This window comes from Hafnia paralvei, assembly GCF_020150375.1.
Classification (GTDB): Bacteria; Pseudomonadota; Gammaproteobacteria; order Enterobacterales; family Enterobacteriaceae; genus Hafnia; species Hafnia paralvei.
In genome coordinates this window covers 4511520-4533411 of record NZ_CP083737.1, presented here as the reverse complement: position 1 = coordinate 4533411, position 21892 = coordinate 4511520, and the positions used below count along the sequence as shown (strand labels likewise).

Sequence of the window (21892 nt, the reverse complement as noted above, 5' to 3'; positions counted from 1 at the left end):
AATGTCGCTAAATATTCTTAACGCGGAGTAGTTATGGCTGAGCAATTAATTTATGCCTGCAAGCTGAAAGAAGGTATTCATGCCCGCCCTGCCGGACACATTGAACGCCTGTGTAATACCTTCAGCGCGGATATTTCCTGGAGCAATTCTCGCACCGGCATCACTGCCAATGCAAAAAGTGCCCTAGCACTGGTGGGAACTGATACTTTGTTTCAGGATGAATGCAAGATCACGCTAAGTGGCGATGATGAATTCGATGCTTGTGTTCAGCTTGCAGACTTATTAGAAAAAATATCCTTGCAGGAAGAAACCCACACCGAAGAAACCCCAGATGTCGATCTTTCCTTGCCACGAACCTTACGGGAAACTCACCCTGTATATATACGCGGTACTCGTATTAGCGGTGGGATCGCCATAGCTCGCTCGGTAGTAAGCAAAAGTATCACTTTTTGTCAGCTAGAGAGTTTGGCACCGGTGGGGTATTTGGGTGAAAAAGCTGAGCTGGCATTGTTCCAACAGGGAATTGAAAATCTCAAAAATGAAAAAGTAACACAGCTTGAAAATGCCTGCGGAGTTGAACGCGATATTATTGAAGCACACTTGTCTATTGTGAATGACATTACTTTTGCAGGACAGGTTACGGAATATATTTGCCAACAACATAATGCTTTCTCTGCTGTGATTTCAGCGGCTATCGCGTTCTGCGACATTCTGAATAATTCTTCCAGTAAGTACATTAAAGAACGTGTGCTGGATGTGATGGATATTACTCTGCAATTATTGAGTAAAATTAATAGCGATATTCATCTTCCACATTCACGGATAGAACTGGTGGAATCGTCAATTCTGGTCGCCGATAGCCTGACGCCTGGGAAATTTATGGCATTAGATAAAACTCGGCTGGCAGGAATGGTGTTGTCAAATACGGGTAAGACATCGCATACGGCGATTCTGGCTCGTTCACTCGGTATTCCAACAATAACCGATCTTGATGATAATGCGCCGAGTTTTGACCCTGACAAATTAATGGTACTCGACGGGAATCTTGGATTACTGATCCCTTCGCCGACAAATGCGGTATTACGCTATTACCAGAGTGACATCGACGCTAAAACCCAGAAGCAAAAGCAGATGCTCGCGCAGGTCATTAATCCAGCCACTACAGCTGATGGGCGTCGCATTGAAGTCGCTGCCAATATTGGCAGCGATCTCGAAGCGGCCAGAGCCTTCAGCAATGGAGCCGAGGGAATTGGTCTGTTCCGTACCGAACTGGCATTTATGGATCGTGCGGTTCCCCCTACGGAAGATGAATTGACTCAGCAGTACATTGACGTCATTAAACATGCGAACAACCAACCGGTTATTTTCCGCACTATCGATATTGGCGGAGATAAACCTTTGGAATATTTAAATATTCAGCCTGAAGAAAATCCGTTCCTCGGATATCGCGCTATTCGTATCTATCCAGAATTTATTACTCTCTTTAAAACCCAGTTGTCGGCTATTTTGCGGGCCTCAGCCTCAGGTTACGCCAGAATCATGATCCCGATGATTGCATCCGTGGAAGAGGTGGTTTGGTGCCGCGAAGTGCTTGAATCCGTCAAAATAGATCTTCGAGCCAACCATATAAAATTTGATGAAAATATCGAAATGGGTGTCATGCTAGAAGTGCCATCCGTTCTGTTTGCTGTGCCAGAAATTGCCCGTCACGCCGATTTCTTCAGCGTAGGCAGTAACGATCTCACCCAATATCTCTTTGCGGCAGACCGTGGTAATACACGGGTTGAACACGTTTACGATAACTTCTCTCCGGCTTTTTTGCGTGCGCTAAAGTTCGCTGTAGATGAAGTTCACCGCCAAGGCCGCTGGATTGGTATCTGTGGTGAATTAGCGGCCAACTTACAACTTCTACCTCTGTTAATTGGTATGGGTTTTGATGAATTAAGTATGAGCTCGGCGGCAATCCCCACTATCAAAAGTGAAATTGCCAGTATGAAGCAAGAGCAGTGCGGCGATCTTTTACAGCAGGCTCTTGCATTGGGGAGTTCAGCAGAAGTGCGGCAGATACTGGAGAACCCGAACGTCAAGATAACAACGTCTCTTCCTATTATTTCTGAGAGCTGCATCTTAAATAATCTGGATTTACAGAATCGTAATGAAGTAATAAAGATGCTTACTGATAATCTTTGGCTTCAGGATAGAACGCATAACCCTGAAAAATTAGCAGAAGATGTGTGGGCAAGAGAGGATTCATTCCCGACAGCGGTCGGCTATGGATTTGCTATTCCCCATACTAAATCCGACTTTATTACCAATTCTACGATCAGTATTGCCAAATTGCAGAAACCTATTCAATGGGGAGAACAACAGGTCAACATTATTATTATGCTCACCATTCGTAAGAGCAGTACTGATAATGAACACATGAAATATTTCTCTCAATTGGCAAGGAAAATCATGAATGAGGATTTCAGAAATGAAATAAGCCGCAGCAATACAAAAAATGATATTTACAAAGTTGTCGCACAGGCAATTTCAACTGCTATTTAATTAATTAGAACATGAATCACCTCTCACTCTACACGAGGTCACTATGCTCAGTTTATTGAAAAACACTAAACGCCATTTTATGACTGGCGTCTCTTATATGATTCCTTTCGTTGTCGCTGGTGGGGTATTACTTGCTTTGGCCGTGATGTTTAGCGGTAAAGCTGCGGTACCCGACCACGGTTTCCTAAAAGCTATGTCCGATATCGGTATCGCTGGATTAAGTCTATTTATTCCTATTCTGGCAGGCTTTATCGCTTATTCCATGGTCGAAAAACCAGGTATTGCTCCGGGTGCCATTGGCGGCTATCTGGCTAACCAAATGGGGGCTGGATTTCTGGGCGGTATGCTCGCAGGCATCATCGCGGGTCTGGTCGTTTGGATGCTATTACAGATAATCGCGCGACTGAAAGTGCCCGATTTCCTCCGCATGGTATTACCGATTTTTGTTATTCCTCTGGTGGGGACATTCTTAACTGGCATCGCTATTTATTACGTCGTTGGCGATCCCGTAGCCTGGATTATGAAATCCCTTAGCGTATGGCTGGCAGGTATGCAGGGCGCATCCTTCGTGGTGTTAGGCATCATTTTGGGCTGCATGATCACCTTCGACATGGGAGGACCCGTTAATAAAACGGCCTTCTTTTTCGCAGTGGCTCTGATAAGTACCAACCCGCAATTGATGGCCGCCGTTGCCGTACCCGCTTGTACGCCGCCACTGGGGATGGCTCTGGCAACGTTCTTCTTCAAAGGTATTTTTAACGATGAAGAACGCGAAGCGGGTAAACCCGCATTTGTTATGGGTTGTATCGGCATTAGTGAAGGAGCCATTCCGTTCGCCGCAGCCGATCCGATGAGAGTCATTCCAGCCAACATGATCGGGGGGGCCGTGGGTTCCGTCCTCGCACTGTGGTTTGGTGCCACCAATGCCGCACCTTGGGGCGGGCTTATCGTACTGCCGGTTGTCGGCAACCCTATTGGATATGTCATCGCTGTTATTGCCGGCGCTGCAGCCACGGCTATTGCAGTCAAAGTATTGAAAACCGTGATGAAACCAAGAGTGAAAGAACAGCAAGATTTCGATATTTCGTTCGATTGATAAGTAACTGGAGATAGTATGAAAAACTCTTTAAAGCAGTATGTTGATTACATTGTTAAGGGCGGAAAATCCTCCATGTTGGGTATAGGGCCAATGTCTCCGGCATTGATTCAGGCCTGCTTCGAATTGGGAAAAGAAAAAGACTTACCCCTAATGTTTATCGCTAGCCGTAATCAGGTTGATGCAGATGAATTTGGTGCCGGTTATGTCAATAACTGGGATCAGTTCCGCTTTGCTGCTGATCTTAAAGCCATCGCGGAAAAAGTGGGCTTTGACGGAGATTACTTCCTATGCCGTGACCACGGCGGCCCGTGGCAGCGTGACAAAGAGCGTAAAGACCATATTCCTGAAGATCAGGCCATGGCGCTGGCTCGCCGCTCATATGAAGTGGATATGGATGCTGGTTTCGATCTGTTGCATATCGACCCAACGAAAGACCCGTATGTGGTTGGTAAAGCCATTGATATTGAAGTCGTATTACAACGGACCATCGATCTTATTCAGTTTTGTGAAGATTACCGCAAAGAAAAAGGCCTTAAGCAGTTCTATTACGAAGTCGGTACTGAAGAGACTAACGGCGGTCTGACTTCCATTGAGGCTTTTGAAGCTTTTATTATTGAGCTGAATAAACGCCTAGATGATGCGGGATTACCGCGACCGCTGTTCATTGTCGGGCAGACCGGGACACTGACTCGTTTGACTCGCAATGTTGGCCACTTTAACGATATTCAGGCTAATCAACTTTCTGACATTAGCTGCCAATATGGCGTTGGGTTGAAAGAACACAATGGGGATTACCTATCAGACGATGTTCTGCTCAAACATCCAGGTCTGGGTATTACTGCGATGAATGTGGCTCCGGCTTATGGCACTTGGGAAACCCGAGCATACCTCAAGCTCCATGAAGTAGAGAAAGATTTAGCGGAAAAAGCACTGATCCCAACCGCTTCTAATTTTAAAACCGTACTGACTAAAGCCTGTGTTCTTAGCCATAAATGGGAAAAGTGGATCACCGAAGAACATAAAAATAAATCTGAAGAGCAAATTTTCAGCGAGCCAGATTTATTAAAAGAGATTCTCGAGCTGAGTGGTCATTATAATTACGAGAAAGATGACGTCGTAGTTGAAATGAAAAAAATGTTTGCCAACTTGTCTCAATTTGGCGTTGAGCCACAGCGTTATGTGATCAACAAAATTAAAGATATTATTCAGAATGAAGCCGAGTGTTTTAATATGCCAGGGTTAACCAGTCGAGTTTCTGAGGCCTAAGTAATTATTCATCTCACTTTTGGATATTAAAATATGACAATTTTAATTGCTGTAACGGCATGTCCTACAGGCGTCGCGCACACCTATATGGCAGCAGAAGCATTGCAAACGGCTGCGCAGAAAAAAGGTTGGTCGATTAAAGTTGAAACTCAAGGTGCCAGTGGAATTGAAAATGAATTAAATTCCGCAGACATTGAAAATGCCGACATGGTTATTCTAACTAACGATATCAGCATTAAAAATGAAGGCCGATTTAATCATAAAAAAATTGTCCGCGTGGGGTCTAACACTGCTGTCCGCCACGCAGACAAAATTATGGTGAAAATTGCCGAAAATCTTGGCATCGAATAACTATCTAAACTCTCTTGGCGCCAGTCACTAACCTTTAGTTCGCGGCGTTCGGGTCTGCTCCTTTGCACAGTTCAGTCCCGTTCTCCGCGTTCTTTAATAGCGCCGACAAGAGAAAACTAAAACGATGAGAGTATACAATGAATCAACTTGATCAGTTAAAGCAACATACTGTGATTGTCGCCGACAGCGGCGATATTGATAGCATTTTGCAATACCAACCACAGGACGCAACGACTAACCCTTCGCTTATCTACAAAGCCGCGCAGCTTCCGCAGTACCGTACATTGCTAAGCGATGCGATCGCGAGCGTAGGGGAGTCCTATCCGAATAATGCAGCACGCGCCGCTGCGATTGCCGATTATCTGGCGGTCAGTATCGGTACATTGATCCTCAAACGTATTCCTGGCCGTATATCAACAGAGGTGGATGCTCGCCTTTCTTGGGATACGGAAGCTTGTATCAACAAAGCACGCCACCTTATCCGGCTTTACCAACAACAAGGTGTTGGCAAAGAGCGCGTATTAATTAAGCTTGCCGCTACTTGGCAAGGTATTCGCGCAGCCGCAGTGCTGGAAAAAGAGGGGATCCAGTGTAATCTGACGCTCCTATTTTCATTTGCTCAGGCACGAGCCTGCGCTGATGCTGACGTGTTTTTAATCTCACCTTTTGTTGGTCGTATCTACGACTGGCATCAGAAGAACAATCCCTCGCAGGCGACAACCCCAGAGAATGACCCCGGCGTACAGTCCGTGCGCAAGATCTACCAGTTTTACAAAATGCACGGCTACCGCACTATCGTTATGGGGGCTAGTTTCCGCACACCCGCACAAGTATTGGCACTAAACGGCTGCGACCGTCTGACAGTATCACCGGCCCTGCTGGCTCAGTTGCAAAACAGCAATGATTGTATTGCGCAACCGATCGTTTATAACGGGGATATTGCTGCCAAACCCGCTCCACTGAGTGAGGCCGAGTTCAACTGGCTACACCATCAGGATCCAATGGCCGTGGATAAACTTGCCGAAGGAATCCGGCTGTTTGCTGTCGATCAAAATAATCTTGAAGCCTTGATCATCGAATTGCTTTAGGTTCGTATTGCGGCGATTAGGCTTGTCATTTGTCATCTATCTGCGTGGACGTGTATACAGATGACAGGCTGATGCTAAGTTAATATGTAATATTTATCATTCTCTAAGCAGATGTGGGATCAAATAGGCAATGAGTGCATTTATCCAGTCAATACTGAGTGAATACAGTAGTATTTATGCCAATTCCAGCGCTGTCTTTGTCGCCAACGGGCGGGCGGAACCTCCTGGTATGGCCTATCGACTGCCTCTGCCTCGCCTCGAACTGACGGTTAAAGGTGTGATGACTATGCTGGTGCCGAAAGGCACCGATAAGATAATGCGCTTTGAACAGCCAGTGGGAACCATCACCTATATCCCCGCTAATGGCTGGAATTTGCCTGACTGGTCAACGCCAGTGATTTCCCTTTCGTTGGTTTTTTCGCGTCAAGATATTGGTTTTAGCATGATCAATTGGGATGGGCATCAGTTTAAAGAAGTGGAGAAGTTCGCCTTACAACACGCCAGCGTTAATATCCGCGATCACATCCTGCAACTCACGGAAGAACTCGCCTGGTCACAGGATACCACCAGTGAAACCTTCTCTCATCTGGTGCTTGCCCTAGCCAATAACATTTATGATCAACTCAGCCAGACAACCTCCAACCATATAAACGTTTCGCTGATTGATGATATCAAGTGTTATATAGACAACAACTTTGATCAAAGTGTTAGCCGCGATTCCGTTGCTGCATTTTTTAATATTTCACCCAGTTATTTATCCCGATTATTTACGCGGTCGTCTGAGGTAAAATTTAACGAATACCTTACACAGACTCGTATTGCTAAATCACGCTTACTCTTAATCAATACCACTCTAAAAATACGGGAAATCTCAGCTAAAAGCGGATTCATTGACAATAATTATTTTTGCAAAGTTTTTAAGTTAATAAATGAGTGCACACCGATGGAATATAGAAAAATTAACCGTAACCACTCATTGACGAATAAATCATAAAAAAAGGAGGAGATATGTCGTCTCAAAAAGGCACCTCAAAAATTAACATCCTTGCGGTTACCGCTTGCACGACAGGAGTGGCGCATACTTATATGGCAGCAGAAATACTCGAAAAGCTCGCTAGAAAATACGATTTTAACATCAAGATCGAGACTCAAGGAGTCCTTGGTATCAAAAACAAGCTATTAGAGAGTGACATAGCTCAAACTGATTTGGTGATTGTTGCTGCCGATATTGTTATCGACGAGCCCGCCCGTTTTTCTGGCTGCCGGGTGATTAATGTAAAGATCAGTTCATTACTCATGGATAGCAGTAGTTTATTGGTGAATATCAAAAAAATATTGCATTACTCGAAAGGGAAAACTCTCGATATATAGCCTGTGATGCGGTTTTATTCTATAAAGCCGCATTTGCACCAAGAGCATCATCAACTTAGACATTGCCGGTTCATTATCTGCAAGCTCTCAGCATAATTTTGCAAAATTGGCATTTATTTACCCCACAAAGACGACTAGGGAAGGTGCGAATAAGCAGGTCATTTCTTCCCAAGCTGACTCGCTGATTAAAATTTCGCGGATCTGGGCCGATTTTTTTCCCGCAAACACATCGAATCAGCCTATTTAGGCTATTTTTTCCACCATTTCTGGCGTTATTTCCGGTTTTTACTGAGATCTCTCCCACTGACGTATCATTTGGTCCACCCGAAACAGGTTGGCCAGGGTGAATAACATCGCCAGTTGGTTATCGTTTTTCAGCAGCCCCTTGTATCTGGCTTTCACGAAGCCGAACTGCCGCTTGATGATGCGAAACGGGTGCTCCACCCTGGCACGGATGCTGGCTTTCATGTATTCGATGTTGATGGCCGTTTTGTTCTTGCGCGGATGCTGCTTCAAGGTTTTTACCTTGCCGGGACGCTCGGCGATCAGCCAGTCCACATCCACCTCGGCCAGCTCCTCGCGCTGTGGCGCTCCTTGGTAGCCGGCATCGGCTGAGACAAATTGCTCCTCTCCATGAAGCAGATTACCCAGCTGATTGAGGTCATGCTCGTTGGCCGCGGTGGTGACTAGGCTGTGGGTCAGGCCACTCTTGGCATCGACACCAATGTGGGCCTTCATGCCAAAGTGCCACTGATTGCCTTTCTTGGTCTGATGCATCTCCGGATCGCGTTGCTGCTCTTTGTTCTTGGTAGAGCTGGGTGCCTCAATGATGGTGGCATCCACCAAAGTGCCTTGGGTCATCATGACGCCTGCTTCGGCCAGCCAGCGATTGATGGTCTTGAACAATTGACGGGCCAGTTGATGCTGCTCGAGCAGGTGGCGGAAATTCATGATGGTGGTGCGATCCGGCAGGGCGCTATCCAGGGATAATCGGGCAAACAGGCGCATGGAGGCGATTTCGTACAGGGCATCTTCCATGGCACCGTCGCTCAGGTTGTACCAATGCTGCATGCAGTGAATACGCAGCATGGTCTCCAGCGGATAGGGCCGTCGGCCATTGCCCGCCTTGGGATAAAACGGCTCGATGACAGCGGTCATATTCTGCCATGGCAGAATCTGCTCCATGCGGGAGAGGAAAATCTCTTTTCGGGTCTGACGGCGCTTAGTGCTGAATTCACTATCGGCGAAGGTGAGTTGATGGCTCATGATGTCCCTCTGGGATGCGCTCCGGATGAATATGATGATCTCATATCAGGAACTTGTTCGCACCTTCCCTAGTGGCCACTGGTAACGGTTGTTTGTTACTGAAAATGCCTGCTACGGGATGATATATAGATCCGTTACATCAGATGACAGGCAAGTTTCCTCTATACCTATGCGGTAACACCCCCTCCTTTCTACGCAAAAATGTGACGCGAATCACACTAATCGTGCAAAGCAATAGATCGTAAACAATGAAATAAATGGTTTTTAATTCTACAAAAATAATATTTTAATAGTAATTAATTTTATCAAAAATATTTTTAACGCACTAAAAGATCGTTGCTATCTATTTAGCAATGATTCCATTATAGAAAAGTCTCATGGTCTTCATTTTTTCTGCATGTAGTATCTTCTCGGCGGCGTAAATATATAATGTTGAGATGAAAGGATGCTTGGCGTGTATTACTTATTAGCTTTTATTTTATCGTCATTTCTTGTTGTCATGGTTTCATTCATAACTGGCAGCTATACCATTTTACTTAATGCCACTATCCCATTGGGTTAGAATAGCGTAGGTTGAAGAATGAGTGATGCTATACAGGTCTATAACGTAAAAAGCAGAAAAACCAGAAAGAGAATGTATTTTTCTCTATGCTTAATTGTTTTTATTACATTTCTTTATTTTAGTGTAACAAGTCAAGCAGCGCTGGTTTATATTGCTAGGAATATGATCCCTGATATTTCTGTGTTACCGGATGATTACACAAAATATACTAATAATGTCACTCGCGTTGGTGATCTTCACTATCCGTCAAAATATGGTAGCAGTGATTTTGATATTTACTATCCATCGCAATCCACATTTAAGGCGTCTTTGCCGGTGATTATCTGGGTGCATGGTGGTGCTTTTATTTCGGGTGACAAGCGGAACGTGGAAAGTATTGTTTCGATGTTAGCAAGCGCGGGTTATGTGGTTATTGCTATGAATTATCAATTGGCGCCAGAAGCTCGTTACCCTACGCCAGTCTTGCAAGTATATGAGCTGCTTAACTACTTGCCTTCCTTAGCTCTGGCCTATCCTCAGATCGATGACAAACGTGTGTTTTTGGCTGGTGATTCGGCCGGTGCGCAGATCTCAGCACAAAGTGTTTTAGCGATGAGTAATGCGAAAATGCGTCGTGAGCTGAACATTACGCAGTCTATTCCAGAAAATATAATACGCGGTGTTTTGCTCTTTTGTGGCCCATATAGCGTTGAGAAGACGCTAGCAATTGATAGCCCATTGATAAAACAGGCCTTTGATACTATTGGGTCAGCTTATCTTGGCAAGGAACTATGGCGGCAAAGTAAAGAACTCGAGCAGTTTGATATTATTACTAATGTAACATCAAAATTCCCCCCAACTTTTATTGCGGATGGAAACTACATGTCTTTTTCCGATCAGGGAAAGGCGTTGGCAGATACGCTGAAAAATAAAAATGTTCCTGTTCAAACGACCTTTTTTAATGGGTCTAGAGTTATTCCTCACCAATATCAGGTCGATTTTTCCCGGCCGGAAGCGTGGTTTACCTTTTTTAAAGCTAAAGGTTTTTTGCATCAATACAGTGAGTGATAAATTATTATTTCTTGTGGTTCTAGTCGCGTTCAATAGCCTCTTGCGATCTCTATTCAAAGAGGATGCAAGATGGCTATTTGAACCAAAATGAACGCTATATGGTTAGCTTTCAGCAACGTCTGCCAGCGCTTTATGGATTACTGCAGAGAGCTCGGCAACATCAAATTTTGCGACATAACCATTGGCTCCGACTTTACGCACATGATCTTCGTTTGCGCTGCCTGACAGTGATGAATGGATCACGACCGGAATATGTTTTAATGCTGGTTCGTTTTTAATATTTCGCGTTAGAGTAAAGCCATCCATCTCTGGCATTTCAATATCGGTGAGTACTAGCCCAATGCGGTCTGTAATGGGCTGACCAGCGGCTTTAGCTTCGGCGGCAATGGACTGGATTTTTTCCCATGCCTCTAAGCCGGTGGTGTGCATAAGCGCCGGAATCCCCATCCCTTTCAAGCCTTGTTCCAGCATGGAGCGAGCAACTTTAGAGTCCTCTGCCACAATCGCCAGTGCGCCAGGCTTCAAGGCATAGATTTTCTCTTCGATAGCGTCTACATCGACATCGCGGCCAGAGGGGATGATGTCATACAGAATTTGTTCAACGTCGAGTACTAGCGCCAGATCTTTGTTGCCGTTTTCGTCTTCCATGCTGGCGATACTGGTAATGTTACGGCTACTGACGCCTGAATCTGCGGCATGAACTTGACTCCAGTCCAAGCGAATAATGTTATCCACTGACTCCACGGCAAAGGCTTGAGTGCTGCGTGCATACTCGGTGATAAGCAGCAGGTTGAGACCCGTTTCCGGTGTGCAGCCAAGCGCTGCAGGGAGATCGATAACCGGCATTATCTGGTCACGGATATTTACCACGCCTAATAGAGGGGACATCATGCCTGCTGCACGATTAATTTTTTGCATTGGCACGATTTCACGCAGCTTGAAAACGTTGATGCCATAAAGCTCTGATTTACTTTCGTGTTGACTGGTTCCTAACCGAAACAGCAACAGCTCGAACTTATTGGATAAGGCCAGATTAGCCCTTTCATCGATATCTTTCTGAAAACTATCCATCTAAACCTCAGTTGCTTATCGGTAGGTGTGGGTAACAATGTTGGTAACAACACGAAGACATTTTCTATAGAGGTTATCGGCAGCAACTGGGGAAAATGGAGTGGTTGTGGGGAAATGATATGTGACCGAGCAAACAAAATGAGTTTAAAGAAAGCAACTCAAGCCGATGGCTTACACCCGCTTGAGTCTAGGGAGATAATAAATTACAAACGCATTCCACCAGAGACTTCAATTCGTTGCGCGTTTACCCAGTGATTATCGTCGGATAAAAATGATGCCAGCATTTTTCCGATATCGTCAGGTAATCCCGGGCGACCTAATGCGGTCATATTGGAGACAAGCTGGTTAATCTCGGGGTTATCACGCACCACGCCGCCGCTAAAATCGGTTTGAATTGCTCCTGGCGCCACGGTATTTACTGAAATATTGCGGGGGCCGAGATCGTGAGCCATATAGCGGGTGAACACTTCAATAGCACCTTTAACGGTGGCATAGGCCACACTATTTGGATTCACAAAGCGAGTGACTCCAGATGAAATATTCACGATCTGGCCACCATCACGCAGCAGCGGCAGTAATTTTTGAGTCAGGAAAAAGACACCTTTGAAGTTCACTTGAAACTGTAAATCAAGCTCTTCCTCAGTGACCTGCATAAACGGCGTATGGTTTGAAATACCCGCGTTATTGACCAGATAGTTGAATTTATCGGTGTTTAGCTCAGCCAGTGCGTTTTTTACCTGAGTGGCGAAAGCATCGAAACCTGCGATGTTAGCGGTATCCAGATGAATAGCGATAGCTTTAGCACCTGCTTCTGTAGCCGCTTGAGTAACCTCTTTAGCTTCTTGCTCTCCAGAGTTAAAGGTAAATATAGAGTGAACTCCGCGCTTGGCGAGATTAATGACGGTGCTGCGACCCAGACCACGACTGCCACCGGTAATAACAGCGACTTTAATATTCTGTTTCATGACAAAATTTCCTCGATTAACGATGAGTTCATGATAGGCGAGGAGAGAGATAGTGGTGTGCCTGTTATCGGCGTATTATTGCCTAATCGTATTTTATTGCGGGTCATGAGCATGACTGAAGAATTACTCGCTCTATTAGCAAAACATACTTTCTCCAGCCATGAGCAAACTCCGTTTCACACGGCTTTACCCAGTGTCACTTTGGTCAGAGCGAGCAATGGTCGTTATCCCCGCTATATTTTGCATCGTCCTGCTCTTTGCATGGTGCTTCAAGGAACCAAACGTACAGTTTTTGGTGATACGCCCTTTGACTACTCTGCTGGGCAGGCGCTAGTCGTTACCACCACCATGCCCGGCGTTAGCCGCATTATCGAAGCCGATGCCCTCCATCCTTACTTAGGCATTATCGTTGAGTTCGATATGGTGATCCTGAGAGATGTGTTTATTCAGCTCTCTCAGCAACCCATACAAAAAAATGAAGCATCTCATGCGGCCTTTGTGGTAGATACCAATGAGTCTCTTTATCGTTGCGTGCTTCGAGGACTGCGTTTACTCGATACGCCTGATGCGATCCCTGTATTGCATACGGGATTTATGCAGGAGCTGTGTTATTGGCTGCTGACGGGGCCCAACGGGGCGGATATTGCGCGCGTTATCATGGGGGATGGCCACTCGGCAGGCGTTCTCAGCGCATTAGCGCTACTGCGTGATAAATACACTGAATCGTTGAGCCTTGATGCATTAGCTAAAGCCGCAAACCTTAGCCGCTCTGCCTTCCATCGAAAATTCAAAGACCTAACGGGAATGAGCCCGCTTGATTATCAAAAGCAACTGCGATTGCTGGAGGCTCGCCAGTTATTGCTAGCGCATAACAACACGGCGGAAGCGATTGCTTTCCAAGTAGGCTATAACAGTCCGAACCAGTTCAGCCGTGAATACTCGCGGATGTTTGGCCTATCACCGCGCAAAGATGCACTGGCGTTAAGATAATGATGAAAAAATATTATTCAGAGATAGGAGCCGCTGAGAATGAAAAAATTGGCGTTAGATTTTTATTCTGCCGATGTTATTACCGTCGCCAAGCGACTGATTGGCTGCTATTTGGTGCGTGAGCTGGAAGAGGGGACGATTATCGGACGCATCAATGAAGTGGAAGCCTATGATGGAGCTATCGATAAAGCCTGTCATGCCTATGGCGGTAAGCGAACGGTCAGGAACGAACCGCTTTTTCGTGCTGGTGGCATTGCACATGTTTATTTTGTGTATGGCATGCACAATTGTCTTAATGTAGTCAGTGGTGTGATGGATGAGCCTGCAGCCGTATTATTGCGTGGTATTGATGTCGTACAAGGCGCCGATTTAGCCGCATTTAATCGCTATGGTAAACGGATGGAGGAGTTAACCAAGGCACAGATTAAAAACCTATCCAACGGCCCAGGAAAGCTATGTAGTGCGCTATCCGTAGATAGGACTTTTGACTATGAGCCTTTGTCCGGCAGTCGGCTGTATATTTGTGGGCAGATAAGAGATTTTCAAAAGTTGCCGGTTACAGTGACTGCGAGCAAACGTATTGGTATTGATTATGCGGAAGAAGCCGTTGATTTTCTCTGGCGATTTACTGGCTAGACGTTGTGTGACATAGAATAACAAGCAGTATTTGACTCAGATGTTTCATATCTCGATTACGGTCATATAGTCGTTGACCTGCTTAATAAACGTCTTTAGCAATAATACTTCATCGGCTGTCCACCATCCCATTAAGTGGCCGATAAATAATGCATTGTGCAAATCGTGAGACGTTTTTATCTCAAACGAATAATCTCTCATTTCCTCCCAAGTACAATCAAAGTTCTGGCATGTAACTATCCTGTGGGGATCAGAAATGTACCTCATGATATAGCGCTGATTATCCTCTGTCAGAAGATATATCTGCTCATTAAATACACAGAATGAGAATGGAAAGTGGATATTCATAAGTGAGCTAATTATGCCGCGAGTAACATTAACGATGTCCATCGCTGAATACCTACAATCGATACAAGAGTCTTTTATTTATAAACACAGATAAGTGAAAAAGAGAACGATCTTGATCACAGAGTAAATAAACTTAGTAATGAATTGGGTATTTTAGATAGGAGAGTTAATACCGCATGTTATTTATTAATGGGTGAAAATTAAATCTATTTTTAGAATATTAACAATAAATCTACGTTGTGCCTTCTTGAGAATAGGTGCGTTGACTACGTGACGGTAACATTTATAACAATTCGTTAATATTAATTAAATTATATTTGTAATAATGCAAAAATATTTTTTTATTTAAATATTCATCCAATATTTCAAATGAAAAAGAACTTCATTTTTTATAACGCAGAAAATAAATAAAGGATCTAATTATCGCGACTCCTATCACATTCAACGTTGAAATATTTAAGCATACTGCCGGCGTCAAATAATCTGCGGGATGAGAAAATGAAGATATATAATAATCTGCCAGTGACGCTTAACGACATAATCGAGGCCCAGCAAAGGATAAAAGGCCATGTCTATAAAACCGGCATGCCTAAGTCAAACTACCTCAGTGAACGTTGTAACGGCACCATCCATCTTAAATTTGAGAATATGCAGCGCACCGGTTCTTTTAAAATCCGCGGCGCATTTAATAAATTGAGTTCTTTATCTAGAGAAGAGCGTGAGCAGGGCGTTATCGCTTGTTCAGCGGGTAATCACGCACAGGGCGTTTCTCTTTCCTGCGCGATGTTAGGAATTGATAGTAAAGTTGTCATGCCTTGCTGCGCTCCAAGCTCTAAAGTCGCGGCGACAGCAGATTATTCTGCCGAGGTTATCCTGCACGGAAATAGTTTTAATGACACCATATCGAAAGCGCAGGAATTAATTGAAGCAGAGAATAGAATATTTATTCCACCTTATGACGACGTTAAAGTAATTGCAGGCCAGGGCACCATTGGTTTAGAGATTCTTGAAGACCTGTATGACGTTGATAACGTTATTGTCCCTATTGGTGGTGGGGGATTAATTTCCGGTATCGCGATTGCGCTGAAATCAATTAACCCAACAATCAATATCATAGGTGTCCAAGCGGTCAATGTTCATGGTATGGCCAAATCTTTCCATGAAGGACAATTTTTATCTCACCGCACAACAGGTACAATCGCGGACGGCTGCGACGTAGCGACGCCAGGTAAACTGACATATGAGATTGTCAAAGAGCTGGTTACCGATATTGTGGTAGTCACGGAAGAAGAAATTAAGCGCGGCATGATTGATCTTATTCAGAGAAACAAGATCGTGACTGAAGGTGCCGGTGCGCTGGCATCTGCGGCAATATTAAGCGGTAAGCTCAAGGGCTATATCGAAAATAAAAAGACCGTTAGCCTTATTTCCGGTGGGAATATTGATTTATCCAGAATATCCGAGATAACGGGACTGAATCACGTTCACTAATAATATGTTAAGACCCTACTGAGGTTGCGGTAACGCAACCTCAAGAAAGGGCAAATCCGCGAGGAATATAGTATGACGACAGACAGCGTAACTTATGCAAAACAAGGATCTACGTGGCGAAAATCGGACACCACATGGACTCTGGGGTTATTTGGTACGGCTATCGGTGCAGGGGTTCTGTTCTTCCCTATCCGTGCAGGTTTCGGCGGTTTAATTCCAATCCTCATCATGCTGGTATTGGCCTATCCTATCGCTTTCTTATGCCATCGTGCATTAGCGCGTTTATGCCTATCGGGTAGTAATATTTCCGGCAACATCACCGACACGGTTGAAGAGCATTTTGGTAAAACCGGTGGTGTCATCATCACCTTCCTGTACTTCTTCGCGATTTGCCCACTGTTATGGATTTACGGTGTCACTATCACCAACACCTTTATGACATTTTGGGAAAATCAGCTGCAACTCATGCCGTTAAACCGCGGCTTAGTGGCTCTGGTTCTGCTGATGGCGATGGCTTTCATCATTTTCTTCGGCAAAAACCTGATGGTTAAGGTAATGAGCTTCCTGGTATTCCCGTTTATTGCCAGCCTAGTTCTGATTTCTCTGTCGCTCATCCCTTACTGGAACGCCTCTGTATTTGAGCAGGTAAATGCCAGCAGTATTTCTTTGCTTGGTCATGATGGTATTTTAGTCAACGTTTGGCTAGGTATCGCCATCATGGTGTTCTCCTTTAACTTCTCGCCAATCGTCTCTTCTTTCGTTGAGTCAAAACGTGAAGAATATGAACCTGAGTTTGGTGCGCAGTTCACTGAAGACCGTTGCTCTAAGATTATCTCTCGCGCCAGTATGCTGATGGTTGCCGTGGTGATGTTCTTCGCCTTTAGCTGCCTGTTCACGCTCTCACCAGCGATGATGGCCGATGCGAAAGCGCAAAATATTCCAGTTCTTTCTTATTTGGCAAACCATTTCTCTTCCATGTCAGGTGGTAAATCAACGTTCTCAACCGTGTTGGAATATGGAGCCTCGCTGATTGCTCTAGTGGCTATCTTCAAATCGTTCTTCGGTCACTATCTGGGAACGCTGGAAGGTATGAATGGCTTAATCGTTAAGTTCGCGTGTAAGGGCGATAAGAAGAAGTACTCAGCTGGCAAACTGAACATGATTAGCATGTTCTTCATCATGGGTTCGACTTGGGTCGTCGCTTATGTAAACCCAAATATCCTCGACCTGATTGAAGCGATGGGTGCGCCTATTATTGCCTCTCTGCTGTGTTTACTGCCGATGTATGCAGTTCGTAAAGTTCCTGCTCTGGCAAAATACAAAGGCAAACCAGAAAACTACTTTGTCACTATCGTTGGTCTGCTGACTATCCTGAATATCTTCTACAAACTCGTTTAATTTAAATTAAAAAAATAGCAGCTAACTCCTCTCTGGGGAGTTAGCTGTGAGGTATCTCTATGTCTTCAAAATCTGTAGTGCTAGTTATTAATTGTGGATCTTCGTCTATAAAATTCTCTGTTATGCAGGGAAATAACTGTGATGTGATGATGTCTGGCATTGTTGATAACGTTGGTATTGAAAATACCTCAATGACGATAGATAAAACTATCAGCATTAATTTAAAGACCGGTAGTTATGAAGATGCTTTGAATTCTATCGTCAGAGAATTAGAAAAAAGAAAGCTGAGTGAGGCTATTTCTTGTGTAGGCCATCGCATTGCTCACGGTGGGGAAGCCTTTAGCGATGCAACCCTGATTAATGACGAAGTATTGGAAGAAATAACTAATGTTTCCTCTTTAGCACCACTGCATAATTACGCTAACTTGGAAGGAATAATGGCAGCACGTCATATATTCCCTGATTTACCCCACGTAGCCGTATTTGATACGGCATTCCATCAGAGTCTAAAACCAGAAGCCTACACTTACGCATTACCACAGCAATATTTTAAGAAATATGGTGTAAGACGTTATGGTTTCCACGGCACCTCACATCGCTACGTTGCTCAGCAAGCTATTGAGCAGCTTGGTTTGGATGAAAATAATTCAGGCATTATTGTTGCTCACTTAGGTAACGGTGCGTCGATATGCGCAGTGCAGAACGGTAAAAGTGTGGATACGTCCATGGGGATGACGCCGTTAGAAGGCTTGGTGATGGGAACCCGCAGCGGCGACGTTGATTTCGGGGCGCTGGCCTATCTGGCGGATAAAACCGGTAAGACGCTGGATGACCTGATGTTTATGGTAAACAAAGAGTCTGGGCTATTGGGGGTTTCCGGCCTTTCCAGCGATCTGCGTGTCTTGCAGAAAGCTTATGAAGAGGGGCACGAAGGGGCTCAGCTGGCAATTAATGTCTTTGTCCATCGTTTGGCCCGCCATATTGGCGGCCACGCTGCATCATTGACCAAGCTTGATGCCCTCATTTTCACCGGTGGCATTGGGGAAAACTCCGAGCTTATTCGTAAGCTAACGCTCGATCATCTGGCAGTCTTCGGTTTGAAAATTGATGACGTTAAAAATCATATACGCCGTACCGGTGACGCTGAGATCGTTACTTCTTCATCTTCCAAAGTGATTGCCGCAGTAATCCCAACCAATGAAGAAAAAATGATTGCGCTGGACGCCATGCGAGTGAGTTCCACTGCTGAAAATATCGCGTTCGCATAACGTAGTGAAATAAAGCTGAAATAAATACTCTTTTCGCCCCTATATTCGACAGGGGCGATATCATCGTATATGGAGTTTGATGAATGAATATCGATCTAGATGTATGTGAGAATATATTTACCGACGCATGGAGCGGATTTTCTGGTTCACAATGGAAAGAAGAAATTAATGTAAGAGATTTTATTCAAAATAACTATACGCCATATGAAGGCGATGAATCTTTCCTTTCCACAGCCACCGAAGCCACCACTAAACTGTGGGAAAAAGTGATGGAAGGTGTGCGGCTTGAAAACGCGACTCATGCGCCGGTTGATTTTGACGATAATATCGCGACAACTATCACGGCACATGCTCCGGGATATATTCATCAAGATCTGGAAAAAATTGTTGGATTACAAACTGAAAAACCACTGAAACGCGCGTTATTCCCGTTTGGCGGTATTAATATGATTGAGAGCTCTTTTGAAGCTTACAATCGTAAACTGGATCCAAATTTTAAATACCTTTTCACCGATATTCGTAAAACCCACAACCAAGGTGTATTTGACGTTTATTCTCCAGAAATGCTGCGCTGCCGTAAATCAGGCGTTCTGACAGGTCTGCCTGATGGCTATGGTCGTGGGCGCATCATTGGTGATTATCGCCGTGTGGCGCTGTATGGCATTCGTTATCTGATCCGTGAAAGAGAGCTACAGTTTGCCGATCTGCAGGGCAAGCTGGAAAAAGGGATTCAACTTGAGCAGGTGATCCGCCAGCGTGAAGAGCTTGCTGAGCAGAAACGTGCGCTGCAGCAGATTCAGGAAATGGCGGCGAAGTATGGTTTTGATATTTCGCGTCCGGCGCAGAATGCACAAGAAGCGATCCAGTGGCTTTACTTTGGTTATCTGGCTGCGGTGAAATCACAGAACGGCGGGGCGATGTCATTGGGACGGACGTCAACGTTCCTTGATATTTATCTTGAGCGTGACCTCAAAAATGGCGTCATCAACGAGCAGGAAGCCCAGCAGCTGATTGATCATTTCATCATGAAAATCAGAATGGTGCGTTTTTTACGTACTCCTGAGTTTGACACGCTGTTCTCCGGCGATCCGATCTGGGCCACGGAAGTCATCGGCGGCATGGGCTTAGATGGCAGAACGCTGGTAACGAAAAACTCATACCGTTATCTAAATACGCTTGAAACCATGGGGCCATCGCCAGAGCCAAACCTGACAATTCTGTGGTCTGAGCGCCTGCCGAAAGCGTTTAAAGCCTATGCGGCGAATCTCTCGATTGCGACTTCATCGTTGCAGTATGAAAACGATGATTTGATGCGTCCTGATTTTGACAGCGATGACTACGCGATTGCTTGCTGCGTTAGCCCTATGGTGGTCGGTAAGCAGATGCAGTTCTTTGGCGCACGTGCCAACTTGGCTAAAACCCTGCTGTATTGCATCAACGGCGGTGTGGATGAAAAGCTAAAAATTCAGGTTGGGCCAAAAGTACCAGCCATGACCGATGAAATATTGGATTACGACAAGGTGATGGCAAGTCTGGATTCGTTCATGGATTGGCTGGCGGTACAGTACATCACCGCACTGAACGTTATTCACTACATGCACGATAAATATAGCTATGAAGCTGCGTTAATGGCACTGCACGATCGTGACGTTGTTCGCACCATGGCGTGTGGTATTGCAGGGCTTTCCGTTGCCGCTGATTCTCTGGCAGCAATTAAATATGCCAAGGTGCGTCCAATTCGCGATGAAAGCGGCTTGGCGATTGATTTTGCTATCGAAGGGGAATATCCGCAGTTCGGTAATAACGATCAGCGGGTGGACGATATTGCCTGCGATTTGGTTGAGCGCTTTATGAAGAAAATTCAGAAACTGCCAACCTACCGTGATGCTGAGCCAACGCAGTCTATTCTAACGATCACCTCTAACGTGGTTTACGGACAGAAAACCGGTAACACCCCTGATGGGCGTAGAGCGGGTACGCCGTTTGGTCCAGGCGCTAACCCGATGCACGGACGCGATCGCAAAGGGGCCGTTGCTTCATTAACATCGGTGGCGAAACTTCCGTTCAAATATGCGAAAGATGGCATTTCATATACTTTCTCGATTGTTCCCGGCGCACTAGGTAAAGACGAATTTATCCGTAAAAACAATCTGGTTGGTCTGATTGATGGTTATTTCCATCATGAAGAACACGTGGAAGGCGGCCAGCATTTGAATGTGAACGTCATGAACCGTGAAATGTTGCTAGATGCGATTGAGAACCCGGACAAATATCCGAGCTTAACTATTAGGGTATCGGGTTATGCCGTGCGTTTTAATGCGTTAACGCGTGAACAGCAACAAGACGTCATTTCGAGAACTTTCACCAGCTCGCTGTGATCGACTAGTCGTGTTTGATCCTCAATGCCTCGCAAAGCCTGCGAGGCATTTTTTATGGGCGTAAGGGGGGACGTTTGGTCTCACAAATCTGCGCTAAACAAGTACCACCCTGAATTAAGTAAGGCTATTCTATACATAAGTTTTCTACATGGAGAGGTCATACATATGTATAAAAGCATTTTGGTGCCGGTAGATATTGAAGAGGATATTCTGACTCAAAACGCACTGCGCCACGTTGAGTATCTGGCAAAAATGGCTGATGCCGACGTTCATTTTTTATATGTACTACCCGATGCACAGGCTTTCGTCACCGCTTACTCGTTTGGTATCAAAGAGTTTGAAAATAAAGCGGTTACCTACGCGGAAGAGAAAATTCGGGAGCTTATTCAGGGCGTTGACCTGCCTAAAGATCGCATGTCATACACCATTCGCTTCGGCACACCGCGTGATGAAGCATTACAGCAAGCAGATGAAATGGGGGCAGACCTGATTATTGTAGGGTCGCATCGTCCAAGCGTGAAAACCTATCTGTTGGGCTCCAACGCCGCAGGTATCGTGCGTCATGCAAAAGTGAATGTGATGGTAATTCGCTAGTTTTTACTTCTTCGGTACTTCTGATATTTCAATGAAAGGGGGCTAAAGCTGATCGTTTAAGAGATCGAGATACACGGGGCTAGTACACCGCGGGGCGCTCCGGCAGCTAAAGCTGCTACGACCCCATCGGTGTACTTCCCCTAAAATCGC

Annotated in this window: 18 protein-coding genes; 15 read left to right on the top strand and 3 right to left on the bottom strand. The window is 45.1% G+C overall.

Translation table 11 applies throughout. The features are described 5' to 3' along the window. The first annotated feature begins 33 nt into the window (after positions 1 to 33). The 7 genes from ptsP to K9N75_RS20920 all read left to right on the top strand — a co-directional run bounded on the left by ptsP (position 34) and on the right by K9N75_RS20920 (position 7725). Complete coding sequence (gene ptsP / locus K9N75_RS20950; protein ID WP_039185952.1) at positions 34 to 2550, top strand: phosphoenolpyruvate--protein phosphotransferase; 2517 nt, start codon at positions 34 to 36, stop codon at positions 2548 to 2550. A gap of 43 nt (positions 2551 to 2593) precedes the next feature. After that, positions 2594 to 3646: a PTS fructose transporter subunit EIIC gene (locus K9N75_RS20945; RefSeq protein WP_004091211.1), complete on the top strand. Its 1053-nt coding sequence runs from the start codon at positions 2594 to 2596 to the stop codon at positions 3644 to 3646. Between the two features lie 18 nt (positions 3647 to 3664). After that, positions 3665 to 4915 carry a class II D-tagatose-bisphosphate aldolase non-catalytic subunit gene (locus K9N75_RS20940; RefSeq protein ID WP_175320414.1) on the top strand — a complete coding sequence of 417 codons (1251 nt, stop codon included), beginning with the start codon at positions 3665 to 3667 and terminating at the stop codon, positions 4913 to 4915. A 33-nt stretch (positions 4916 to 4948) separates the two neighbouring features. After that, the gene (locus tag K9N75_RS20935; RefSeq protein ID WP_039185943.1) at positions 4949 to 5266 is read left to right on the top strand and encodes a PTS fructose-like transporter subunit IIB; all 318 of its coding nucleotides are present in this window, start codon (positions 4949 to 4951) and stop codon (positions 5264 to 5266) included. A 137-nt stretch (positions 5267 to 5403) separates the two neighbouring features. Beyond that, positions 5404 to 6354: a transaldolase gene (tal, locus tag K9N75_RS20930; protein WP_224452071.1), complete on the top strand. Its 951-nt coding sequence runs from the start codon at positions 5404 to 5406 to the stop codon at positions 6352 to 6354. A gap of 130 nt (positions 6355 to 6484) precedes the next feature. Next, entirely contained in the window at positions 6485 to 7348 is an 864-nt protein-coding gene (locus K9N75_RS20925) for an AraC family transcriptional regulator (protein WP_039185938.1), read from the top strand. Positions 7349 to 7362: 14 nt separating this feature from the next. After that, positions 7363 to 7725 carry a PTS fructose transporter subunit IIB gene (locus K9N75_RS20920; RefSeq protein WP_004091200.1) on the top strand — a complete coding sequence of 121 codons (363 nt, stop codon included), beginning with the start codon at positions 7363 to 7365 and terminating at the stop codon, positions 7723 to 7725. A 285-nt stretch (positions 7726 to 8010) separates the two neighbouring features. On the opposite strand, the gene K9N75_RS20915 is transcribed toward K9N75_RS20920, so the two are convergent. Beyond that, positions 8011 to 8991, bottom strand: a complete 981-nt coding sequence (locus K9N75_RS20915) for an IS5-like element ISKpn26 family transposase (protein WP_000019445.1) — start codon at positions 8989 to 8991, stop codon at positions 8011 to 8013. Between the two features lie 580 nt (positions 8992 to 9571). On the opposite strand from K9N75_RS20915, the gene K9N75_RS20910 reads away from it, so the two are divergent. Then, entirely contained in the window at positions 9572 to 10600 is a 1029-nt protein-coding gene (locus K9N75_RS20910; RefSeq protein WP_020303545.1) for an alpha/beta hydrolase, read from the top strand. 105 nt (positions 10601 to 10705) lie between these two features. Here the strand turns inward: K9N75_RS20910 and K9N75_RS20905 are convergent, their stop codons facing one another. Then, positions 10706 to 11674 (bottom strand): chemotaxis protein, encoded by a 969-nt coding sequence (locus K9N75_RS20905; protein WP_008815609.1) that lies wholly within the window; start codon positions 11672 to 11674, stop codon positions 10706 to 10708. A 203-nt stretch (positions 11675 to 11877) separates the two neighbouring features. Continuing rightward, positions 11878 to 12639 (bottom strand): SDR family NAD(P)-dependent oxidoreductase, encoded by a 762-nt coding sequence (locus K9N75_RS20900; protein WP_130961217.1) that lies wholly within the window; start codon positions 12637 to 12639, stop codon positions 11878 to 11880. A 30-nt stretch (positions 12640 to 12669) separates the two neighbouring features. On the opposite strand from K9N75_RS20900, the gene K9N75_RS20895 reads away from it, so the two are divergent. The 7 genes from K9N75_RS20895 (at position 12670) to K9N75_RS20865 (ending at position 21742) form a co-directional block, all read left to right on the top strand. After that, entirely contained in the window at positions 12670 to 13629 is a 960-nt protein-coding gene (locus tag K9N75_RS20895; protein ID WP_224452070.1) for an AraC family transcriptional regulator, read from the top strand. A gap of 39 nt (positions 13630 to 13668) precedes the next feature. Then, positions 13669 to 14265, top strand: a complete 597-nt coding sequence (locus tag K9N75_RS20890; RefSeq protein ID WP_224452069.1) for a DNA-3-methyladenine glycosylase — start codon at positions 13669 to 13671, stop codon at positions 14263 to 14265. Between the two features lie 846 nt (positions 14266 to 15111). Next, complete coding sequence (gene tdcB / locus K9N75_RS20885) at positions 15112 to 16104, top strand: bifunctional threonine ammonia-lyase/L-serine ammonia-lyase TdcB (RefSeq protein ID WP_004091192.1); 993 nt, start codon at positions 15112 to 15114, stop codon at positions 16102 to 16104. Between the two features lie 72 nt (positions 16105 to 16176). Further along, on the top strand, positions 16177 to 17502 hold the full coding sequence (gene tdcC, locus K9N75_RS20880) for a threonine/serine transporter TdcC (RefSeq protein ID WP_008815604.1): 1326 nt from the start codon (positions 16177 to 16179) through the stop codon (positions 17500 to 17502). 59 nt (positions 17503 to 17561) lie between these two features. After that, entirely contained in the window at positions 17562 to 18770 is a 1209-nt protein-coding gene (gene tdcD, locus K9N75_RS20875) for a propionate kinase (RefSeq protein WP_130954345.1), read from the top strand. Positions 18771 to 18853: 83 nt separating this feature from the next. Continuing rightward, positions 18854 to 21148, top strand: a complete 2295-nt coding sequence (gene pflB, locus K9N75_RS20870; RefSeq protein WP_008815602.1) for a formate C-acetyltransferase — start codon at positions 18854 to 18856, stop codon at positions 21146 to 21148. 165 nt (positions 21149 to 21313) lie between these two features. Next, positions 21314 to 21742, top strand: a complete 429-nt coding sequence (locus K9N75_RS20865) for a universal stress protein (RefSeq protein WP_008815601.1) — start codon at positions 21314 to 21316, stop codon at positions 21740 to 21742. Positions 21743 to 21892: the final 150 nt, after the last annotated feature.